The organism is Ruegeria sp. BI12 (assembly GCF_056537985.1).
The window spans coordinates 2,198,134-2,219,484 of the sequence record NZ_JBQFSL010000001.1 but is presented as its reverse complement, the minus strand read 5'-3'; the positions used below and the strand labels follow the sequence as shown (position 1 = coordinate 2,219,484).

The 21,351-nt window shown below is 56.9% G+C and carries 17 protein-coding genes; 11 read left to right on the top strand and 6 right to left on the bottom strand.

What is annotated here, in order from left to right:
* The 7 genes from ftsA to ACR0AK_RS11165 all read left to right on the top strand — a co-directional run bounded on the left by ftsA (position 1) and on the right by ACR0AK_RS11165 (position 9,290).
* Positions 1-1,335, top strand: coding sequence for a cell division protein FtsA (gene ftsA, locus ACR0AK_RS11195; protein ID WP_058279582.1), 1,335 nt, complete (start codon positions 1-3; stop codon positions 1,333-1,335).
* Entirely contained in the window at positions 1,322-1,747 is a 426-nt protein-coding gene (locus ACR0AK_RS11190; protein WP_368040250.1) for a hypothetical protein, read from the top strand. Before ftsA ends, ACR0AK_RS11190 begins: the two co-directional genes overlap by 14 nt.
* Before the next feature lie 348 nt (positions 1,748-2,095).
* Positions 2,096-3,715 (top strand): cell division protein FtsZ, encoded by a 1,620-nt coding sequence (gene ftsZ, locus ACR0AK_RS11185; protein ID WP_480793352.1) that lies wholly within the window; start codon positions 2,096-2,098, stop codon positions 3,713-3,715.
* 213 nt (positions 3,716-3,928) lie between these two features.
* Complete coding sequence (gene lpxC, locus ACR0AK_RS11180; RefSeq protein ID WP_480793351.1) at positions 3,929-4,849, top strand: UDP-3-O-acyl-N-acetylglucosamine deacetylase; 921 nt, start codon at positions 3,929-3,931, stop codon at positions 4,847-4,849.
* Between the two features lie 127 nt (positions 4,850-4,976).
* Entirely contained in the window at positions 4,977-5,819 is an 843-nt protein-coding gene (locus tag ACR0AK_RS11175; RefSeq protein WP_170558579.1) for an outer membrane protein assembly factor BamD, read from the top strand.
* A 35-nt stretch (positions 5,820-5,854) separates the two neighbouring features.
* Complete coding sequence (gene recN, locus ACR0AK_RS11170; RefSeq protein ID WP_480793350.1) at positions 5,855-7,504, top strand: DNA repair protein RecN; 1,650 nt, start codon at positions 5,855-5,857, stop codon at positions 7,502-7,504.
* 100 nt (positions 7,505-7,604) lie between these two features.
* A complete protein-coding gene (locus ACR0AK_RS11165; RefSeq protein WP_170558575.1) occupies positions 7,605-9,290 on the top strand; it encodes a chloride channel protein in 1,686 nt (561 codons plus the stop codon).
* Here the strand turns inward: ACR0AK_RS11165 and ACR0AK_RS11160 are convergent.
* Positions 9,287-10,513: a DUF3179 domain-containing protein gene (locus ACR0AK_RS11160; RefSeq protein ID WP_480793349.1), complete on the bottom strand. Its 1,227-nt coding sequence runs from the start codon at positions 10,511-10,513 to the stop codon at positions 9,287-9,289. The genes ACR0AK_RS11165 and ACR0AK_RS11160 overlap by 4 nt on opposite strands.
* Before the next feature lie 893 nt (positions 10,514-11,406).
* Between ACR0AK_RS11160 and ACR0AK_RS11155 the strand changes: the two genes are divergently transcribed.
* Positions 11,407-12,732: a hypothetical protein gene (locus ACR0AK_RS11155; protein ID WP_480793348.1), complete on the top strand. Its 1,326-nt coding sequence runs from the start codon at positions 11,407-11,409 to the stop codon at positions 12,730-12,732.
* 5 nt (positions 12,733-12,737) lie between these two features.
* Here the strand turns inward: ACR0AK_RS11155 and ACR0AK_RS11150 are convergent, their stop codons facing one another.
* From ACR0AK_RS11150 to cobS, 4 genes are all read right to left on the bottom strand, one after another.
* Positions 12,738-13,079: a DUF427 domain-containing protein gene (locus ACR0AK_RS11150; RefSeq protein ID WP_480793347.1), complete on the bottom strand. Its 342-nt coding sequence runs from the start codon at positions 13,077-13,079 to the stop codon at positions 12,738-12,740.
* A 65-nt stretch (positions 13,080-13,144) separates the two neighbouring features.
* Positions 13,145-14,935 carry an aminopeptidase P family protein gene (locus tag ACR0AK_RS11145; protein WP_480793346.1) on the bottom strand — a complete coding sequence of 597 codons (1,791 nt, stop codon included), beginning with the start codon at positions 14,933-14,935 and terminating at the stop codon, positions 13,145-13,147.
* 75 nt (positions 14,936-15,010) lie between these two features.
* Positions 15,011-16,888: a cobaltochelatase subunit CobT gene (cobT, locus tag ACR0AK_RS11140; RefSeq protein WP_480793345.1), complete on the bottom strand. Its 1,878-nt coding sequence runs from the start codon at positions 16,886-16,888 to the stop codon at positions 15,011-15,013.
* Positions 16,889-17,068: 180 nt separating this feature from the next.
* Complete coding sequence (gene cobS / locus ACR0AK_RS11135; protein ID WP_170409349.1) at positions 17,069-18,055, bottom strand: cobaltochelatase subunit CobS; 987 nt, start codon at positions 18,053-18,055, stop codon at positions 17,069-17,071.
* Between the two features lie 319 nt (positions 18,056-18,374).
* Between cobS and ACR0AK_RS11130 the strand changes: the two genes are divergently transcribed.
* Positions 18,375-19,280 (top strand): Hint domain-containing protein, encoded by a 906-nt coding sequence (locus ACR0AK_RS11130; RefSeq protein ID WP_480793344.1) that lies wholly within the window; start codon positions 18,375-18,377, stop codon positions 19,278-19,280.
* Between the two features lie 5 nt (positions 19,281-19,285).
* On the opposite strand, the gene ACR0AK_RS11125 is transcribed toward ACR0AK_RS11130, so the two are convergent.
* Complete coding sequence (locus ACR0AK_RS11125; protein WP_480793660.1) at positions 19,286-19,852, bottom strand: J domain-containing protein; 567 nt, start codon at positions 19,850-19,852, stop codon at positions 19,286-19,288.
* Here ACR0AK_RS11125 and ACR0AK_RS11120 point away from each other — a divergent pair.
* Both ACR0AK_RS11120 and ACR0AK_RS11115 read left to right on the top strand, forming a co-directional pair.
* Positions 19,757-20,296 carry a class I SAM-dependent methyltransferase gene (locus ACR0AK_RS11120; RefSeq protein ID WP_480793343.1) on the top strand — a complete coding sequence of 180 codons (540 nt, stop codon included), beginning with the start codon at positions 19,757-19,759 and terminating at the stop codon, positions 20,294-20,296. The genes ACR0AK_RS11125 and ACR0AK_RS11120 overlap by 96 nt on opposite strands.
* Positions 20,293-21,210: a hypothetical protein gene (locus tag ACR0AK_RS11115; RefSeq protein ID WP_480793342.1), complete on the top strand. Its 918-nt coding sequence runs from the start codon at positions 20,293-20,295 to the stop codon at positions 21,208-21,210. The genes ACR0AK_RS11120 and ACR0AK_RS11115 overlap by 4 nt, the downstream gene beginning before the upstream one ends.
* Positions 21,211-21,351 lie beyond the last annotated feature (141 nt).

The following is a 21,351-nucleotide window of genomic DNA, read 5'->3' as shown; positions in this document are numbered from 1 at the left end:
ATGACCGATCTTTATCAGTCCCAGCGGGCCATGCGGCAGATGCGCAGACAGGCGATGCAACGCGGTGTTGTCGCCATTCTGGATGTTGGCAGTTCCAAGATTGCCTGTCTTGTGCTGCGCTTTGACGGAACGGGCCGCCTGAGCGAGGACAACACAATCGGATCGATGGCCGGTCAGACCGGCTTTCGTGTGATCGGTGCCGCGACCACACGGTCACGCGGTGTTCAGTTTGGCGAAGTCACCGCCATGCAGGAAACCGAACGGGCCATCCGAACCGCCTTGCAGGCGGCGCAGAAGATGGCTGACATTCGTGTTGATCATGTGATCGCTAGCTTCTCAGGGGCGAACCCACGTTCCTACGGTCTGGATGCGCAGGTTGACCTTGAAGGTCAGGTGGTGACCGAGGCCGAAGTGGGCCGTGTTCTGAATGCCTGTGACGTGCCGGATTACGGCGCAGGACGCGAGGTTTTGCACGCCCAGCCGGTGAATTTCGCGCTGGACAATCGTTCGGGGCTGATCGATCCGCGAGGGCAAATGGGTCAGAGCCTTGCCGTCGACATGCACATGCTGACGGTTGACGCGACAGCGATCCAGAACATCGTGCGCTGCATCAAGCGCTGCGATCTGGAGTTGGCGGGAATTGCGAACTCGGCCTATGTGTCCGGTGTTTCCGCGCTGGTCGAGGATGAACAAGAGCTGGGTGCCGCCTGTATCGACATGGGCGGCGGCACGACAAGCGTGTCGATCTTCATGAAAAAGCACATGATCTATGCCGACTGCGTGCGCATGGGTGGTGATCACGTGACTTCTGACATCTCGATGGGGCTGGGCATCCCGGCCTCCGTGGCCGAGCGGATCAAAACCTTCAACGGCGGTGTCCATGCCACTGGCGCTGATGATCGCGACCTGATTGATATCGGCGGCGATACCGGCGACTGGGAACATGATCGCCGCACGGTCAGCCGTGCTGAACTGATCGGGATCATGCGTCCGCGTGTTGAAGAGATTCTTGAAGAGGTGCGTGTTCGTCTGGATGCGGCCGGGTTCGAGCACATGCCGAGCCAGCAGATCGTCCTGACCGGCGGCGGCAGCCAGATCATGGGGCTGGATGGTCTGGCCACTCGCATCCTCGGGCAGCGTGTTCGCCTGGGTCGGCCGCTGCGTGTGCATGGTCTACCGCAATCGGCAACGGGGCCGGGATTCTCGTCAGCGGTGGGGCTCAGCCTGTTTGCTGCGCATCCGCAGGACGAATGGTGGGACTTTGAAATCCCGGTCGATACCTATGCCGCGCGCCCATTCAAGCGTGCCGTGCGTTGGTTCCGTGACAATTGGTAAACGCATTTCCGCGACGCTGATCGCTTGTCTGGGCGCAGCTGCGCCATTGGAGGCAGCAGCGCAGACGCGCATTTCACCCGAGGCGTTTCTGGCGGCGGTCATGGGGAAAACCGTTGATTTTCATGACTTCCACAGCGGTGAGATTGTTGGGACCGAAGAATTCCTCAGCTCGACGGTGTCGGTTTGGCGCCGTGAGGGCAGGGGGTGCGTTTACGGACAAATCACCACGCCGAACGGACAGATTTGTTTCCTTTACGATGATGAAATCGAAGGTCCGGCGGTTTGCTGGTGGCCGTTCGAGTATGAAGGCAGATTGATGGTCCGGCTGGCGACCCTTGCAAACTCGGAGATTCAAGAGGTTCGCCGCATCACAACTGAAGGTCTGAATTGTCCAAGTGCCCCGATTAGCTAAAGAAACGGGTTGCAGCAGACTCATTTATCCCGCAAGATATCCACAAGGCCCGACAGAGGCCCGCGGCAGGACTTGAGCAGTTTTCCGCAGTTTGACAGTTTATGAGTCCCTTTGGTGATGCGTCGGTTGAGTGCCGCGTGCAAATCGCCTGTTTTGTGCTACATTGAGTTCTTTACGCAACATCTGGCAGTTTATGCGAAATACTGCCGGTCAGCGCCTTATTTCCTCCATATTTTGTGGAATTGCGCGATTTTTGGCGTGACGTTTGCTGTTTCGAACGGTAGGATTGTTGGTGGATAGGTAAGAAAAACACCGCTTTGGCGGGAACAAAAAACAGGCGGACAGAGCATGACATTGAATCTTTCGATGCCCGGGCACGACGAACTGAAGCCTCGGATCACGGTATTTGGCGTTGGCGGTGCAGGCGGCAACGCTGTCAACAATATGATTGAGAAACAGCTGGACGGCGTCGATTTTGTGGTCGCCAACACCGATGCGCAGGCGCTGCAACAAAGCCAGTCCTCGGCGCGGGTGCAATTGGGTGTGAAAGTCACCGAAGGTTTGGGGGCAGGGGCACGTCCGACCGTGGGTGCCGCAGCAGCCGAAGAGAGTATTGAGCAGATCGTAGATCACCTTGCTGGTGCGCATATGTGCTTTATCACCGCCGGTATGGGCGGTGGCACTGGAACTGGTGCCGCTCCGATCATCGCGCAGGCCGCTCGCGAACTGGGTGTGCTGACCGTTGGTGTCGTGACTAAGCCTTTCCAGTTTGAAGGCGCCAAGCGGATGCGTCAGGCCGAAGACGGCGTTGAGATGCTGCAAAAGGTCGTCGACACTCTGATTATCATCCCTAACCAGAACCTGTTCCGTCTGGCCAACGAAAAGACCACGTTCACCGAGGCGTTCTCGATGGCCGACGATGTTCTGTATCAGGGTGTCAAAGGTGTCACCGACCTGATGGTCCGTCCGGGCTTGATCAACCTCGATTTTGCCGACGTTCGCGCCGTGATGGACGAGATGGGCAAGGCGATGATGGGTACCGGCGAGGCCACAGGCGAAGATCGCGCCGTTCAGGCCGCCGAGAAGGCAATTGCCAACCCGCTGCTGGATGAAATCAGCCTCAAGGGTGCAAAGGGCGTTCTGATCAACATCACCGGTTCGCACGACCTGACCCTGTTCGAACTGGACGAGGCCGCCAACCGCATCCGCGAAGAAGTGGACCCCGAGGCAAACATCATCGTTGGCTCGACACTGGATACCGTGATGGAAGGCGGCATGCGTGTATCGGTTGTTGCGACCGGTATCGATGCCAGTGAAAAGCAGGAAGATGTCCCCGTCGCGCGCCGTTCTATGTCGGCACCGCTGACTCGCACCGTTTCGGCTGAGGAGCCAGTGCAGGAAGAAGCACCTGTTGCTGCAGAAGTCGCTGAGCAAGCACCACAGCAAGAGATGAACCGCGAACCCTCGCTGTTTGAAACACCTGAAGAGCCTGCACAGCCTCAATTTCAGTCTCGTGTCGAACAGGATGATGATGGTTTGCCACCGCCGGCCTATCAGCCGCGCGTTGCCGAATTCGAGCCGACCCCCGAACCGGTTGAGCCTGCGCCCGAGAGCTATGTCGCGCCGCAGCCTCAACCGGCAGCGGGAACACCGTCGCCCGAAGCACTGCAGCGTTTGCAGGCCGCCGTTCAGAACGTTCCGCCGTCCGAACGGAGCCCTTCGATGGTCCGTCCTGCGACCCCACAACCAGCCCCGGCTCCGCAGGAAGAGTCCCATGACCGTCCCCGGTTTGGCTTTAACCGCCTGATCGACCGGATGACCGGTCACGCGGCGGATACGCCGGCGCAACCACCCCGCCAGCAGCCCGTAATGCGCCAATCTGACGCTACGGCACCCGCAAGGGATGAGGCGGACCCGGAGCAGGATCGGATCGAAATTCCCGCCTTTTTGCGGCGCCAGGCCAACTGATCGCGGTAACAAAATGATTACAAGGGGTCGCCGAATGGCGGCCCTTTTCTTTTGTTTTATAGGGTTTTAAGGGGGTGTAAGCAGGGATTTGCCGATCTGTTACATACATGTTTCATTCGGTTACAAAGAGTGAGTTGAGCCTTGACGCGGCCTTCCTTAACTGAGTGTCCAACACGGCCAACCGAGGCCGGACACCACTCTTCGAGGTTCACCTTGCAACATACGCTCAAATCTCCGGTCACGTTTAAAGGCGTCGGACTGCATAGCGGTAAGCCTGCGACGATGGTCCTGAAACCGGCAGCCGCCGGTCACGGCATCTGGTTCAAACGGACGGATATTGAGCTGGGCAATGCGCTCATCCCTGCGATCTATGACGTGGTCGAGCGCACCCCGCTTTGCACCCGCCTGATCAACGACGCGGGTGTGTCCGTATCCACGGTAGAACATATCATGGCTGCGCTGGCCGGTTGCGGCATACATAACGCACTGATCGAGATTGATGGTCCCGAGGTTCCGATCATGGACGGGTCATCGATTGATTTCGTTCGCGGTATCATGGCGAAAGGCGTGCGCCGTCAGGCCAGCCCGGTTCTGGCCTATGAGGTTCTTAAACCGGTGACCGCTGTACGCGAGGGTGCAAGCGCATCGATTGCCCCCGCGGATGGTTTGATCATCGACTTCCACATTGATTTTGAAGACGGTGCCATCGGCAACCAGACCAAGACGCTGGATATGCGCAATGGCTCTTTCGCGCGCGAGCTTTCCGACTGCCGGACGTTCTGTCGCCGCACTGATGTTGAGGCGATGCGTGAAAACGGCTTGGCATTGGGTGGTACATTGGAAAACGCCGTCGTCGTTCAGGGTGACGAAGTCCTTACACCGGGTGGCTTTCGCCACGCGGACGAGGCCGTGCGTCACAAGATGTTGGACGCCCTTGGAGACCTCTATTTGGCAGGTGGCCCGATCTTTGGTCACTTCACGGGTGACAAATCCGGCCATGCAATGACCAATACTCTGCTGCGCAAATTGTTCGAAACGCCGGGTGCGGTCCGCCCGATCCTTTGCACCCCCGAACAAGCAGCCCGCCTTCCCGGGCAGGGCCTTGTCTGGAACGAAATCCCAGAAGTCGCGTGATTGGATCAAGTCTGACGACAATTCCGCGAACGGGCGCATAAGACGTTTTGCACCAGAATTATATGTGCTAGACCTTGGCCTAAATCGGGGCTTAACCCCGTCAAGTAATACGACAAGGATAGGCGGAATGGTTGGCACCAAAGCGGCAGTCAGGCTCGCAGGCGCGATTCTTCTGACAGCAGTTTTGACGGCGTGCGCTGGAAAAGGCGCAGACCGCAATCAGAACCTGGAAGGGTTCACTCCTGAACAGATTTTCACGCGCGGCGAATATGAGCTGTCGCAGAATCGTTCGGACGATGCAGCGTGGTATTTTTCAGAAGTAGAGCGTCTGTATCCGTATTCCGATTGGGCCAAGCGCGCGCTGATCATGCAGGCGTTCTCGTACCACACGGACAAAAACTACGAAGAAAGCCGAGGTGCTGCGCAGCGGTACATTGACTTCTACCCGACAGACGAAGATGCGGCTTATGCCCAATATCTTCTGGCGCTCAGCTACTATGACCAGATTGACGAGGTCGGGCGCGATCAGGGCCTGACTTTTCAGGCGTTGCAATCACTGCGCACCGTGATCGAAGTTTATCCCGATAGTGAATACGCGACCTCGGCTGTTTTGAAATTCGATCTGGCCTTTGATCACCTGGCTGGCAAAGAGATGGAAATCGGGCGTTATTATTTGCGTCAGGACCACTATACCGCAGCCATCAACCGGTTCCGCGTCGTGGTCGAGGATTTCCAGACCACGTCCCACACTGCCGAAGCGCTCTATCGCTTGATCGAGGCCTATCTGGCACTGGGTCTTGTGGACGAGGCACAGTCGGCGGGGGCCATTCTGGGGTACAACTATCAGTCGTCCGAATGGTATGATGCTGGCTATAAGTTGTTGACGTCGCGCGGGCTGGATCTCAAGAGCCGTGGAAACAACTGGCTCAGCACGATTTACCGTCAGACGGTCAAGGGTGAGTGGTTGTAATCGCTATGGCCAATGGGTTGGGACGCTAAGACCCGATGCTGCGCGCCCTCGATATCCGCGACATGCTGATCATCGACCGGCTGGAACTCACGTTTCAGCCGGGCCTGAACGCTTTGACTGGTGAAACTGGCGCGGGCAAATCGATCCTTCTGGATTCGCTGGGGTTTGTTCTGGGCTGGCGCGGCCGGGCTGAACTGGTGCGGCAGGGTGCCGCCCAAGGCGAAGTCGTGGCCGAGTTCGAGCTGACTGAGGATCACGCCGCACATGCGATTCTAGCCGAGGCGGGACTGCCCGGCGGAGAAGAGTTGATCCTGCGCCGTGTGAACACGGCCGAGGGCCGCAAGACCGCTTGGGTCAATGACCGCAGATGTTCGGGCGAGGTGCTGCGCGCTTTGTCCGAAACACTGATCGAGCTGCATGGTCAGCATGATGACCGCGGCCTGCTTAACCCGCGTGGCCACCGGGCAATGCTGGACGATTACGCCGGAGCAGAACCCTATCTGGCAAAGGTGCGGTCAGCTTGGTCCGAGATGTCCCGCGCACGTAAGGCACTGGCACAGACAGAGGCGGCCTTGGCCTCTATGCGGGCGGAAGAGGAGTTTCTGCGGCATTCGGTGTCCGAACTGGATCAACTGGACCCGCAACCGGGCGAGGACGCCGAACTCGACGCCCGTCGTCGTATGATGCAAGGGGCCGAACGTATCCGCGATGACGTTGCCCGCGCCTTCGCTCTGCTGGGTGGTGACGGGGCCGAGGGGGCGATGGCTGACGCTGTGCGCTGGCTCGAAGGGGTGTCGGATAGTGCGGGCGGCCAATTGGAAGAGCCAATCGCCGCACTGGGACGCGCCTTGATCGAGTTGGGCGAGGCGCAGGATGGTGTCGATGCATGCCTGCAAAAATTGGATTTCAATCCGGCGGAATTGGAGCAGGCCGAAGAACGCCTGTTTGCCATCCGCGCACTCGCGCGAAAGCATGACGTCGGGCCTGACGATCTGGGCACCTTCGCCGACACTTTGCGCGACCGCCTGAACCGGCTTGATGCGGGCGACGCGGATCTGGCCGATCAGAGAGCGGCGGTAGATGCAGCACAGGCCGCATATGACGCCGCAGCTGCAAAGCTAAGCGCAGTGCGACAGAAGTCGGCCGGGCAGCTGGATGCCGCAGTTATGACCGAGCTCGCTCCGTTGAAAATGGAACGCGCTGTGTTCCAAACCGAAATCACGGTCGCAGACCCGGGCCCCGAGGGGGTTGACGCCGTGGCGTTCACTGTTGCCACGAACCCCGGCGCGCCATCAGGTCCGCTGAACAAGATCGCCTCGGGTGGTGAACTCAGTCGTTTTCTTCTGGCGCTCAAGGTCTGTTTGGCCGGAGATGACAGCGCGCGCACGATGATTTTCGACGAAATCGACCGGGGTGTTGGCGGCGCGACCGCTGATGCTGTCGGGCGGCGCCTTGCATCGTTAGCGCATGGCGGACAAGTTCTGGTCGTGACGCACTCGCCGCAGGTGGCGGCCCGCGCGGCGCATCACTGGCGCGTGCAGAAACAAGTCACCGACGGGCAGACACTGTCTACCGTTGTACCGCTTGCTGAGCCCGACCGCGTGGATGAAATCGCCCGTATGGTTGCAGGCGATACAATCACCGATGAAGCCCGTGCGGCGGCTCGCGCCCTTTTGGATGCCTGAGGCTTTTCTGACGCTTTCCTGTGTTCAATCCGTCGCGATCCCACTTTTATAAGGGCGCTCCGTGGCTTACTAAGGGGAAAGACGTGATCCCCGAGGGCCAATGACCCAATCAACCCGCACCGTTCTGCGCAACCAGCTCAATCAGGCTCTGGCCGCGATAAAGGATGCCTGGCGGGTGATGTTGCGTCGTGGGCCCAGCCAGATTCAATTTTGGTTCATCGCGCTGGCCATTGGTATTGCAGCCGGTTTCATGGCGTTGGGCTTCCGCAAGGCGATCCGCTGGCTTCAAGCTTATGTCTACGACACCGAAGACATTTTACTGTTGCATAGCCACGCGGAAAAACTGCCTTGGATTGTCATCTTGATCACGCCGATCATAGGTGGCCTGATCGTGGGTGTAATCTTGCACAAGTTCACGGATGATGGGCGGGTACGATCCGTCGCTGACGTGATAGAAGGCGCTGCAGTGACCGATGGCCGGGTCGAGGGCAAGGCGGGTATTGCCTCGTTCTTTGCCTCGCTCATTACGCTCAGCACAGGTGGCTCTACGGGGCGGGAAGGGCCGGTCGTGCATATGGCTGGTGTAATCTCGACGTGGGTCAGTAACCGGATCCATGCCGACGGTATCACTGGGCGCGATCTGTTGGGGTGCGCTGTGGCCGCTGCTGTTTCGGCCAGCTTCAATTCCCCCATCGCTGGTGCACTCTTCGCGCTTGAGGTTGTGCTGCGCCACTTTGCGGTACATGCGTTCGCTCCTATCGTGATTGCCTCGGTTGCAGGTACGGTCATCAACCGGTTGGAATATGGCGATGTGACAGAGTTTGTTCTGGATACACCCGGTTCCCTCCAATTTTACGTGGAATTGCCGGCCTTTCTGATCCTCGGCCTTATATGTGGCTTGGTCTCGTTGCTGTTGATGCGATCGATCTTTTTCGCAGAGGATATCGGCAACCATGTCCAGAACCGGCTTTCCCTGCCGCGATGGCTGCGTCCGGCGGTCTCGGGGGCGATGCTGGGGCTTTTGGCGATCTGGTTTCCCCACATCATCGGCGTCGGATATGAGACGACGATCCGCGCTCTGACAGGCGATCTGACCCTTGGCATTGCCATTCTGTTCGCCGTGATCAAGACCATAGCTGTTGCGATCACCATGGGTGGGCGAATGGGCGGCGGAGTGTTTTCGCCGTCGTTGATGATAGGAGCGCTGACGGGGCTGGCTTTCGGTTTGATCGCAACTGGGCTGTTACCGGATGTATCTGGCACACATACGCTTTATGCCTTTGCCGGAATGGGGGCCGTTGCTGCCGCCGTATTGGGCGCACCAATTTCGACCACGATGATCGTTTTTGAACTCACCGGAGATTGGCAGATCGGACTGGCTGTGATGGTTTCGGTTTCGATGTCGACGGCGCTGGCTTCGCGCCTTGTGGACCGGTCTTTTTTCCTGACGCAGCTGGAACGCCGCAACGTGCATTTAGCCGCTGGGCCGCAAGCGTATTTGTTGGCTATGCTGCGGGCTGGGGCCGTCATGCGGCCCCTTGGCGACGCCCGCTCGATCACCAAGGAGCAAGCGGAAGAACTGATTGAACAGGGATTATGTGTTCAGGCCAGCGCCACGCTGGAGGCCGCGATGCCCTATTTCGACCGGGATGACATCCCCTGCATTCCGGTTGTGGTTGTCGATGAAGACGGCAGCGAAAGCCCGGTTGGGGCGCTGTACCATATAGATGCGTTGAAGGCTTATAACCGCGCCTTAGCGGCTACAGCAGCCGAAGAACACTCTTAGCGTCGGTACACGGTCGCTGTATCACCCAGATAGTTGTCCCACGCGAACCAGTATGAGACATGACCAGCGACCCGGGGCAATTCGGCACCATCAGGCGCGATCAGCGCCTCTTCGGTCATTGTCCACTTCTGGCCCGTTTCATCCACCAGCCCGCCGCCCGACGCGGCAAACGTGTGAGATCCGCGCTCATATGCCCGCACAGCGCGTTTGTCTGAGTTACCGACCAAGACCAGCGGCCGGCCGGCGATCGCGTCATTGATCACCCGTGCCCGACTGAACGCATCCATCGGCCATGCTCGCGCCGCGCCGAACTGGCGGATGGTGAACACATAGTCCTTTTGCCGATGCTGTGACTGGTCAACGAGGGCAGGAAACATCAACTCAGATGACGCAAAGTAGTCACGGTAGACCACGCCGGAGCCATAGTTCCGACGGTAGCCGGTATTGCGCGACAGAACCTTGGTTTGCGGATGCGATGTTTTCCAACTTTGCCAGGTGGTGATGACCACCGGGCGCTGCTTGAGTTCGATGCCGCTGTCGACAAGCGGGCCGACGACCGGCCTGCCGGTGTATTGGTTCCACAAAGAATGCGTCTGGCGGTCGAACATCAGCTTATTGGATCGGTACAGAAATCCCGATGAACCGAAAATCAGCGGTTTGCCGCGGCCCGGAACCTGTGTTTCAAATAGAATTCCTGAGCCGCACAGGGTGCAATACGCCAAGGCCACCGGAACCCCGCCAATCACCTCGTTAAACATCTCGTGCCAGCCCATGATCCGCAAAGGGTAAGCGCGCACGTCGCCATTGATCGAAACGCCAAAGACCAGATCATCGTCCTTAAGGTAATCCGCACGAACTGCTGAAATCAGCGCCGGATTGTCCAGCGACGGGATGCCGTCCTTGTGCACGCCACCCCATGCGATCTCTTCAAACCGTATCTTCATCTTGTCACGTTGAAGGTACTTTGGTTTCAGGAAGACGTCGAAATTCGTATCAATCCCCAGAAGTACTTCGCGCTTGAACGGGATAAGCGAGGGGTGCGGGACGATTTGTGGGTTCTTTTCCTGCCATAACATCCAGTCAAACCAGTCTTGGCCAATGCTCTCACCAGTCAGGGTCTGCATGACCTGCGCGATCTCGCTGCTGCGACGTCTGGCGTATCGCATGCCGGTCAGCAAAGCGGGCACAACATCCGGCTTGCCGCGCTGGGCAAGAAAGGTCATTCCCTCCTCAAATTCTGCGTTGCTTCCGAACAGGGTGGAACGCACAGCATCAAGTACGGGATCTTGTTGTGCGGAAAGCGTTCCGGGTGACAATAGCAGGGCCCCCATTGATCCTGCGAATCTGCGACGGGTAATTGGCATGGCATCCTCTGGGCGATGTTCAGGGGCATTGTGCACTCTTGATGCCTCACATGCATGCAACAGCCCCGTGATTAGACCGTGAGCCTGATGTATCAGGGGGCTTACTGGTGTTGATCTGCCGACAAAGCCCAATTTGCTGCATGTCTTGGCGATATTTTGCTGGTCAGTTGAACCTGGGAATCAGCTAAAAATCTCTCAGTTTTTTGGGTTTTCTTGATCAAAAGGCCAAAAATTCGTCAATATTGGTGACGACTACAGCGTTATCCCTACGTGACCAAAGGAAATTTTATTCCCATAGCACGTGTCGGGAACCGAGTAATTTCAGAATCTTGAACGACCTAACTGTATTGAATTATTTTTGAACTGAAACTCGCGCGAACGGGAGTACTTTGAAAATGCTATTTCTGCATCCTGATTTGCACTCCTGGATTATCGCCGCCTACGCGCGTCCTTCACGTCCACGACCCAGTCGTGAGAACATTTTTACAGATATCCGACCTGGAGATCTGATTTGAAGGTCTCCCAAGATGACAAGCGGATCAGCGGGCCGTTGTTTTCGGAACGATGCGGTCCGTTTTTCGTCACGTCAGCGGGTAGCTGCCTCGCTGGCTTTGATGCTTCTGGCGCAAAGGTTTCCCGAGAAGTCAATTTTAGTGACAAGTGTTCTCCACCACTCCCACTGGTTTGTTTGAGCGATTTTATCCTGCCCGTCTGGCGGATACCGTGGTGGGGGCCGGACAAAGGTTCATATTATGCGAGTTTTTGATGTTGCGTTGATAGGCGCAGGCCCCGCTGGCTATGCTGCTCTAACCGCCATGCGGGCGGTTTCGGGCTCGGTGGTGGTGGTCACAGGAGCGGCTTCCGAGCCATTTGAAGGCGGTCCAGCCAAGATGGTTTCCGTTGCGTATGAGCGGCAGCGACCTGCGTTTATGACAGAATGCAAGGATGTTTCCGGGGATGCGCCCCCATTGTTTGTTGCCGCCGAAATAGGAGGGCTTGCCAACTATTGGGGCAGACAATTGCAAGTCTACAATAGCGAAGATTCTTGGGGACGCGGGCGGTATCTTGAGACGTGGGCAGATTACGCCACCGCTTGTGACACCGTGCAAAGTGACCTTCAGGTCATTGGCGGCGCCAGGCTTGGAAATCTGGGTGATGGCCTGGAAAAAAGCGCCCCGCGTCTTTTGGCGGGGACGAAGGACGCCCCGGATATCGGGTTGGGGGCCATGGCAAGGGCCGTGGAAAATCGCCTGCGCGAAATGCCAAGTGTCGAAGTTCGTGCGGGACGTGTGCAACGGATCGAAAACGACCAGAATTGCGTGAACTTGCAAATGGCGGATGGGACACGTGTTCAGGCCCGCCAAGTGTTCGTGGCGGCCGGTGTGCTGGGCACTGCAACTCTGCTTGCGCGTAGCTTGCCGCAGATCACCGAGATAGGTTTCGTAGACCACGCGCCCCATACAATTAACTGCCTAAGGCTGGGTCGGGCGTTGGGATCGCCGCGGCATTACAGGAACCGCGGAAACTTCCACGCGCTGACACTCAAGCGGAAAAGTGAGGGACGGTGCGATCTTTTTGCGTCCGTTTACGCTGTTTCGCAGGCGCCGGTCAGCCTTGTGACGACAACTTTGGGTCTGGGCCCGCGCCTGCGCGGTTGGCGCGTGGGGCGGTTTATTGATTTCGTGCAACCCGTTCGGATTTGGACGCCCAAGACATTTGTGCAGTTTCGTTTCCAACCTCAGCAGAGTCAGATCGAGGTGACGCATGTACCGGAACCGGAACAGGATGACGGTCTACAGCAGCTGCTGCAATGGTTGGCCTCGCATCGCGTGCGCCACAATCTGGGTAGAACTGCGCCGGGTCAAGGGTTTCACTATCACAACCTGACCTTTGGGCCGGGTCGCGAGCCTGTGGATCAGTTGGTTGATACAGCGTTTCAACAGCGGGTTCGCGTGATTGATGCTTCTTGCCTAACGGAAATTGGTTGCGCGCCGCACACCCTGACCTCAATGGCGCAAGCCTATGGGCGTGTGCGTCACGACCTGGCCTCAACCGAGCGGGTCAGAGAGGCAATCTGACAGGGTCAGATCTGTTCGACCTTAACGGAGTCGACGCGATAGAACGCGACATAGCCCTTGATCTCGCCCATTGCGGCAACCGGATCTTCATAGCTCCACGCTGCATTTTCGGTCACCGAGGATTTGTTGACGATTGAGAAATGCGTTGCATCACCCTTGTGCGGGCAATTCGTGACCTTATCCGTGCGATCCAAAAACGCCATTCCGATATCGGCGCGGGGGAAGTAGATCACTGGGTCCAGATCACCTTCCAGCAGCTCCAGTGCATTCACGCTCTCGCCCAGAACGGCGCCCCCGGAACGAACACTCCATTTACCGGCTGCTTTGCGGATCGTTATCTCTGTCATCTCTGCTTCTTCCCTCGTCCTTAGTACGGATCACTCCTCTGCCCGGTTTATGTGACAGTTCAGTGTCAGATCGGCGCAGTTGCGGCATCCAACCACAGTTGAGCGTCATCGCCCAGCCTTGGCCGGACTTTTTCCGCAACGTCGCGGTGATATGAGTTCAGCCACGCGCGCTCATCTACAGTTAGCATATCAACCACTATCAGCCGCCGGTCAATCGGTACGTATGTAAGTGTCCGCCAGTTCAGCATCGAACGCTCGGTATCCGCAGTGGGTAGGGACGGGGCATCCTGAACCACTACAAGGTTTTCGATGCGAATGCCGAACGCGCCTTCGCGGTAATATCCCGGCTCGTTAGACAGGATCATCCCCGGCTCAAGCGGCACGTGGCTAACTTTGGACAGTCTCTGCGGTCCTTCGTGGACGCTTAGGTATGCGCCGACCCCGTGGCCGACTCCGTGATTGAAATCCTGACCCGCCGCCCACAGGGGCGCGCGCGCGATACACTCGATGTCACGCCCGGCCAGACCGGCAGGCCAGCGCAACAAGGACATGTCGATCATCCCTTTCAGCACGCGGGTGAAACAGGCCTTTTCTACGCCGCCCACTTCTCCGATCGCTATCGTGCGGGTGATGTCGGTTGTGCCGTCCAGATACTGTCCGCCGCTATCGAGAACCAACAAGTGACCATTCTCCAGCCGGCTGTCGGTTTCTTCGGTCACCCGGTAATGCATGATTGCACCGTTAGGCCCGGTTCCCGAAATTGTATCGAACGAGATGTCCTGAAGCGTGTTGTCACGGCGGCGGTTTTCCTCAAGCTGCGTGACCACCTGAGTCTCTGTCACCGTTCCCGGGGCCTGTGTGTCCAGCCAGCACAAAGTCTCAATAACAGCCACTGCATCGCGCAGATGCGCTTCGGCACTACCAGCAATTTCAGCCGCGTTCTTGCGGGCCTTGGGAAGGGCGCAAGGATCACCCGCATCCAACATTTTTTCCCCTAGCACATCTGCAACGGCCTGCGGCAGGGTTCCCAAATCGACTTGTACCGTGCCGCTCAGATCCGCTGCTGCCTCAAGAAACAATTGAGGGTCGTGAACCTGCACCTGCCCACCAAGATGATCGTCCAAGCCCGCCAGTTTTTGTGCCGCCATGAACAGATCAACTCGACCGTTGGCATGCAGAATGGCAAATCCATGGGCAACCGGGTTATACCCGATGTCCGATCCGCGAATGTTAAGTAGCCACATGATCGAATCCGGCAAGGAAATGATCGCCGCCTCACACCCGTTCTGCTTTAGGTCATCCGCCAGTCGCGCGATTTTGCTTGCTGCGGTTTCCCCGGCAAACTCAATTGGATGTGCCTTGACCGGATTTAACGGGGCCTCAGGCTGATCCGGCCAAACCCGATCCACCAGATTGTCACACCGAACCAGCTCGATGCCGCTCGCGTTCAACTCTTTCTTCAGGCTGGAAATCTGCCCGGCTGCATGCAGCCAAGGATCAAAACCAACCTTTCCGCCATTCGGCAGTTGCTCATTGAGCCACGCACTAAGGCTGGTTTCGGGCCAGGGTACAGGCGTGAATTCTTCCGCAACTTGCGCCTTGACCTGGGTGCGGTATCGGCCATCGATGAACACACCCGCAATATCGGACAACGCCGCACAGAAGCCGGCCGAACCGGTAAAACCCGTCAGCCATGCCAGCCGTTCATCGCGTGGGGCCACATACTCGCCCTGATGCGCATCTGCGCGCGGGATCAGGAAACCGTCCAGCCCATCCTTTGCCATCTGGGATCGCAAAGCGGCTAGTCTGGGCGGTCCCTGTTCCGGACGTGCGGTGACGGCAAAGGACTGAAACATGTGACACCTCTTGCAAACGGGGGACGCCCCATTTCTATCTTTTGGAAAACTCTCCTGCCGGAGGCAAGGCCAGCGTCAGCTGGCCTTCTTCATCCCCATCACACGCGCACGTGCCCGAGGATCGCTGTCGAACAAAGCCGCCAGTTGCTCGGTCATAGCACCCGCCAACTGTTCGACATCTGTGATCGTCACCGCGCGATCATAATACCTGGTCACATCGTGGCCGATGCCGATGGCCAAAAGCTCGACCATCTTGCGCTTTTCGACCATTCCGATCACGTCACGCAGGTGTTTTTCCAGGTAATTCGCGGGGTTAACGCTGAGCGTTGAATCATCAACCGGCGCGCCGTCCGAGATTACCATCAGAATCTTGCGTTGCTCACGCCGCGCCAGCATCCGGCGGTGTGCCCATTCCAAGGCCTCACCATCGATGTTCTCTTTCAGCAGGCCTTCTTTCATCATCAAACCCAAGTTGGGTCGCGCGCGGCGCCACGGGGCGTCTGCACCTTTGTAAATGATGTGGCGCAGATCATTCAGGCGCCCGGGTTGCTGGGGGCGACCATCATTCAGCCACGCCTCACGTGCCTGGCCGCCTTTCCACGCCCGCGTGGTGAAGCCAAGGATTTCGACCTTCACATTACAGCGCTCCAGCGTACGGGCCAAAACGTCGGCACAAATGGCAGCGATCGAGATCGGACGACCCCGCATCGAGCCGGAGTTGTCCAGTAACAGCGTCACCACCGTATCCCGGAATTCAGTGTCTTTCTCGACCTTGAAGCTTAGCGGAGTAGTCGGGTTTGCAACCACGCGTGCGAGACGACCCGCATCCAAAATGCCTTCCTCGCGATCAAATTCCCAACTGCGGTTCTGTTGCGCCTGCAACCGCCGCTGCAATTTATTCGCCAAACGACTGACGGCGCCTTTCAGCGGCTCAAGCTGCTGGTCCAGATAGGCGCGCAACCGTTCCAATTCGGTAGGCTCTGCCAGGTCTTCGGCTGCGATCTCTTCGTCAAAGGTTCCAAGGTAAACCTTGTAATCTGGGTCGGCTTCGGATGCAGGCGGCGGGGCAGGGGGTTCCAGCGGCGCCTCGCCATCAGGCATCTCGGCCTCTTCACCCATCTCATCCTCGGCCATCTCGTCCATCGAGACCTGGGCCTGGGACTGATCCTGCTGCTCTTCCTGAGTTTGCTCAGGTGTCGCGTCGGCGTCCTGTTCGTCCTGATCATCCTGACCGGTGCTGTCGGGATCGGGCTGTTCTTCGGCGTCGTCCTCAGCCTGATCTTCCTGATCTTCGTCCAGCTCATCCGGGTCTTCGCCCAATTGATCACCGTACCCAAGATCCTTGATCATCTGACGGGCAAACTTGGCGAATTCGGCCTGATCCGAAAGGATGTCCTGCAAGTTTTCCAGCGTGCCACCAGCCTGCTCTTCGATGAAGCCACGCCACAGGTTCATGATGTTCTCAGCTGCAGGCGGTAGGTCGCGTCCGGTTGCCAAGTGGCGGATCAGATAACCCGCGGCCACCGACAAGGGGGCATCTGCGGGTTGCTTGCACTGGTCGTAACCGCGGCGCAGTGCCTCGTGCCCGATCTTTACATCAATGTTCGAAGCGGTGCCGGGCATGTCCCGCGCGCCCATTGCCTCACACCGGGCGACCTCCATCGCTTCATACAAGTCGCGCGCCATATCGCCCGGAGGCGCATAGCGGTTGTGCGTTGCATCGTCATGGTACTTGCGCTGCAGTGCCAAGGCATCCGCCGTACCGCGCGCCAGCAGCACCTCTTCTCGCGTCATTCGGCGCGAGACCTGCGGCAAACGCATCGACTCGCCCGACAGCCCCGAGGGGTCGACCGTATAGCTTACAGACAGCTCTGGATCGTCGGCCATAACCTTGGTCGCCTCGGCCAAGGCCTTCTTGAACGGATCGGCGGGGTTGTCGTTTGGTTTAGACAATGAACGTACTCCAGATCATTGCTGCTAGGAAAAGTATTGCGTACTCCCAACGCAGCCGTATCAGGTGAACATATTGCGACGCCGTCATGTCTGAAGGCGCCGACTTTTTCCAACCTACTTTGTCAAATAGCCAAAATGAATCAAAAACGACCCAGATCGATGCTATGACAAAAAAGGCTTTCAACCCAAGCTTACGCTCGCTGCACTTTCCGGCAGTTCCTCATCAAAACAACGTTGATAGAACTCGGCCACGGTCTGACGCTCCAGCTCATCACACTTGTTCAGGAAGGACAGGCGGAAGGCATAGCCTACATCGCGGAAAATCTCGGCGTTCTGGGCCCAGTTGATCACGGTCCGAGGGCTCATAACTGTGGACAGGTCACCGTTCATGAAGGCGGTCCGGGTCAGATCGGCAACAGTGACCATCTGGCTGACGGTCTTGCGGCCTTTCTCGGTGTTGTAGTGCGGCGCCTTGGACAGAACGATCATCGTTTCGGCATCATGGCTGAGGTAGTTCAGCGTTGAGACCAGCGACCAGCGGTCCATCTGAGCCTGGTTGATCTGCTGCGTACCGTGATAGAGGCCAGTTGTGTCGCCCAAACCCACAGTGTTGGCAGTGGCGAACAGGCGGAAATTCGGGTTTGGTGTGATGATCTCGTTCTGGTCCAGCAGGGTCAGCTTGCCGTCATGCTCAAGCACGCGCTGGATCACGAACATCACGTCAGCACGGCCCGCGTCGTATTCGTCGAACACGATGGCAACGGGGTTGCGCAGCGCCCAAGGCAGGATGCCTTCGTGGAACTCGGTAACCTGCTTGCCGTCACGCAGTTTGATGGCGTCTTTACCGATCAGGTCGATCCGGCTGATGTGGCTGTCCAGGTTCACACGCACCGCAGGCCAGTTCAGACGGGCGGCGACCTGTTCGATATGAGTCGATTTTCCCGTGCCGTGATAGCCTTGGATCATCACACGACGATTGTGCGAAAAGCCTGCAAGAATCGCCAGTGTTGTCTCTGGATCGAACTTGTAGGTCGGGTCAATCGCAGGCACTCGGTCGCTGCGATCCGCAAAGCCTTTGATCGCCATGTCGGTATCAATACCGAACACGTCACGGACCGAAATTTCTTCGGTGGGTTTTGCGTTTACGTCGATCGATCCGTCAGCCATTCGCCTTGTCCTTATCCTTTGGCCCGCATTGCCGGGTTTGAACCCGTGTGTGGTGCAACATATTGCGGGCAAGGGCAAGGGAAAGCCGTGCTCGTAAGGCCTTAGGCGGATGTTTCTTTGAAACTGGCCTTATCGATATTGCGTCGGATGTCTCGGGCTATTCTTTCAAAACTTTGATAGCACGAATTTTGGGTCCAGAACGCCGCCAAGCAGTCCTGTGAAGCATTAATATTGCAATAGCAAGATATGATAAGTTAAATATGCACATATGATTGTGCAAAAACGGTTCCCGATTTTGTTTTTTAGAGTGTAGGTACAAATGTCGTTAGTAATCTCAGGTCCGACTTCTATCTCGATCCCCAGTGGGTCGACCTCGGTTATGCAGCAGTATACCACGACCAAAGCTGTGACGTGGAGCGTGACCGTAACTGGCGATGGCGGATTGGACCCTTCCGACTACACTGTTTCAATTTCACCTAGCGGAGTTTTGACCGTTGAGCTTACTGAGGGGGCAGACATCCCTCCGAATACGCAACTCACGGTTAGAATTGGGGCGACGACTGGGCAGCCAGGAGCCGGAAACAATGCCATCCTGAATGTTACAGTCGACCTTCCTGCTGGAACAGTGCCGTGTTTTGTAAAAGGCACTTTGATAGAAACCGAAAAAGGCCCTCGCCCTGTCGAAGAGCTGTCGGTTGGGGACAGGGTTCGTGTTTCTAGCGGCGAGCTACTGCCTGTCAAGTGGATTGGCAAAAAGACTATGAGCGCGGAAGCGTTGCAGCGAAACCCGCGATTGCGCCCTGTTTGCATCCAGAAAGGGGCAATCGGGGACGGTTTGCCTGATCGTGATTTATACGTGTCCCCACAGCATAGGATTGTTCTCGAAGGGTGGCGCGCTGAATTGCTGTTTGGAGAGCCCAGAGTTTTTTCTGCGGCAGTTCATTTGGTCAATGACAAAACAATTCGACAAGTGCGGTCTGATGAGGCCGTGACGTATTTCCACGTTGCCTGTGATCGCCATGCCATACTGATGTCGCACGGTTTGCCGACAGAAAGTTTGTTTCTGGGGGACATGGCGCTTTTGTCATTCGATCGCGAAGATATCAAAGAGCTCCGTATGCTATTCCCGGATCGTTTCAGCCCTGAACCGACTTTGGAGCAAACTCGTGTACGGTGCCTAAAACGCCCCGAAGCAGAGGCGCTTTTGGGCATGTACCGTCGATAAGCCGATTACTTTAAGTTCCTGCTGCCCTCGATTTGTTTCCAGGCCCAGACGACCTCTTGCAACTGCTCTTCCTGCGAGCGGTCACCGCCGTTCATGTCTGGGTGCAGAACTTTGATTAGCCTTTTGTAGGCTTTGCGCACCTTCGCCTCCAGACCTGCGCTTATCAAATGGTCCTCATAGGATGGCTCGCAAGTAAACAAGTGAGGGGTGTTCACGCCGATATGCCAGTCCGTATGACAGCTTCGACGTCTCGTCACTAGACCGAAACCTCTTGTTGCGGCGTTAAATGAAGAGCCAGGCAAAACATATTGCACAATCAGGCGTCTCGTGGCTTTAGTCGACGGCAACGAAAGGCTGACTAAATGACACAATCCGGAACGCAGAACGAAACTTTCTGGCAAAATTTTTATGACGGTCAGCTGAAAGATAACACCCTTTCGCCACCATCGCAGTTTGCGGCATTCATCGCGCAGGAATTGTCGTCTCGCAGCAGTATTATCGACGTTGGCTGCGGAAACGGCAGGGACACGATCTTTTTCAGTTTGTTGAACTTTGACGTTACCGGACTGGATGCTTGCGAGAAAGGCATCGCAGTAGCGCGCGCAAACGCCAGTTCCTTCGGTTTCAAGGAGACGCAGTTTCATTGCAGCCTGGCCGCGTCGGATCGCCTGACATCCGAAATCAAAAAGCGTGAAGGTCAAGATCTTTGCATTTACGGGCGTTTCTTCCTGCACGCGATCACACAGGAAGAGCAAGATGAACTTCTGGGGTTGCTTTCCGAAACGTTGTCACCCGGCCAAAAAGTGGCATTTGAATACAGAACTCTGGAAGACAAAAACCTGCTTAAGGTGGCCTCACCCCATTACCGGCGGTATCAGTCGATGCATGATCTTGACGAACAGCTGAACGGCTTGGGGTTTGACAAGCTATACGGGACGCAAGGGCAGGGTCTGGCAAAATTTATGGATGAAGATGCTCATGTTGCTCGTGGCATTTATGTAAAGGCAGATCGATGAGCAGCGAGAATGCCGACCGGGCAGCATTTGACGCGCTTCGCGACGACTTGCTGGCGGCAATTCGCTCGGGAAAGCGACTGCGCCCACGGGTTGTTCTCCCGAAACTGGAAGCGGTTTTCAGTTCGGAATGGGAGGAAGACTGGCTCAGGCTGTCAACCTATTTCAACTGTGCCGGCCGATCCCGCCCGGCGAAAACATATGCGCAACTCATCCGTTTGCGCGAGATGTCCCAAGAGCAGGGGCGGGATGAACAATTCGAAACGTTTTTTGCCGAACTCAACGAACTGATGTTCCCTGAATCGCTGACGTTCCATGGTTACTGCAGCACATTTGCGGTTCAGGACACCGATCAGATGTCCCGGACTGTCGGGACAGTTCTAAAGCCTTTAGAGGCATTCGATTACCCCTTCTTTCTGTACGCAGGTGCGCTTTTGGGGTTGGTGCGGGATGGGCAGTACATTGCGCATGATGACGACATTGACCTGGCTGTTTATCTGGGCGAGTGCACGGACGAAGAAGCCGCCAAAAAATGGCAGAAATACAAAGAAGATCTCTGCGCTGCTGGATTGGTGGCCTATGGGCCAACGTCCAACAATCCGCCGGTTTTCAAGGTGCAGAATGATCAGAATGTAACCGTGGACCTGTTTCCGTCATGGACAACGGAAACCAGATTTTCTGTTTACCCTTATTCATATCATGCAATGGATTCTGCAGATATTCTGCCGCTGAAATCTGACCTCCAGAGAACCAGAAACATGTTTGGCGACTATGAAATTTTGTTGCCAAGCAAGCCTGAGAAACTGTTGATCAGCAGCTATGGTGCCAATTGGCCGGTCCCCGACCCACTATTCAGGTTCAATTGGCGGCGGGCTCAAAGACAATTCAACATACTTTTCAATCAATCGTATTGCTGAATTTCTGCCTGTCAGATCGAATTTCGGCCGGATTTGGCGGATCGATTCCAGCCTGTGAGTCCGAAGAATTTGCCTCGGCAACGGCGTCCGGTATCCACCGGTCTCGCAATGGCGCATAAAACCATGATCCGTCTGGCACTG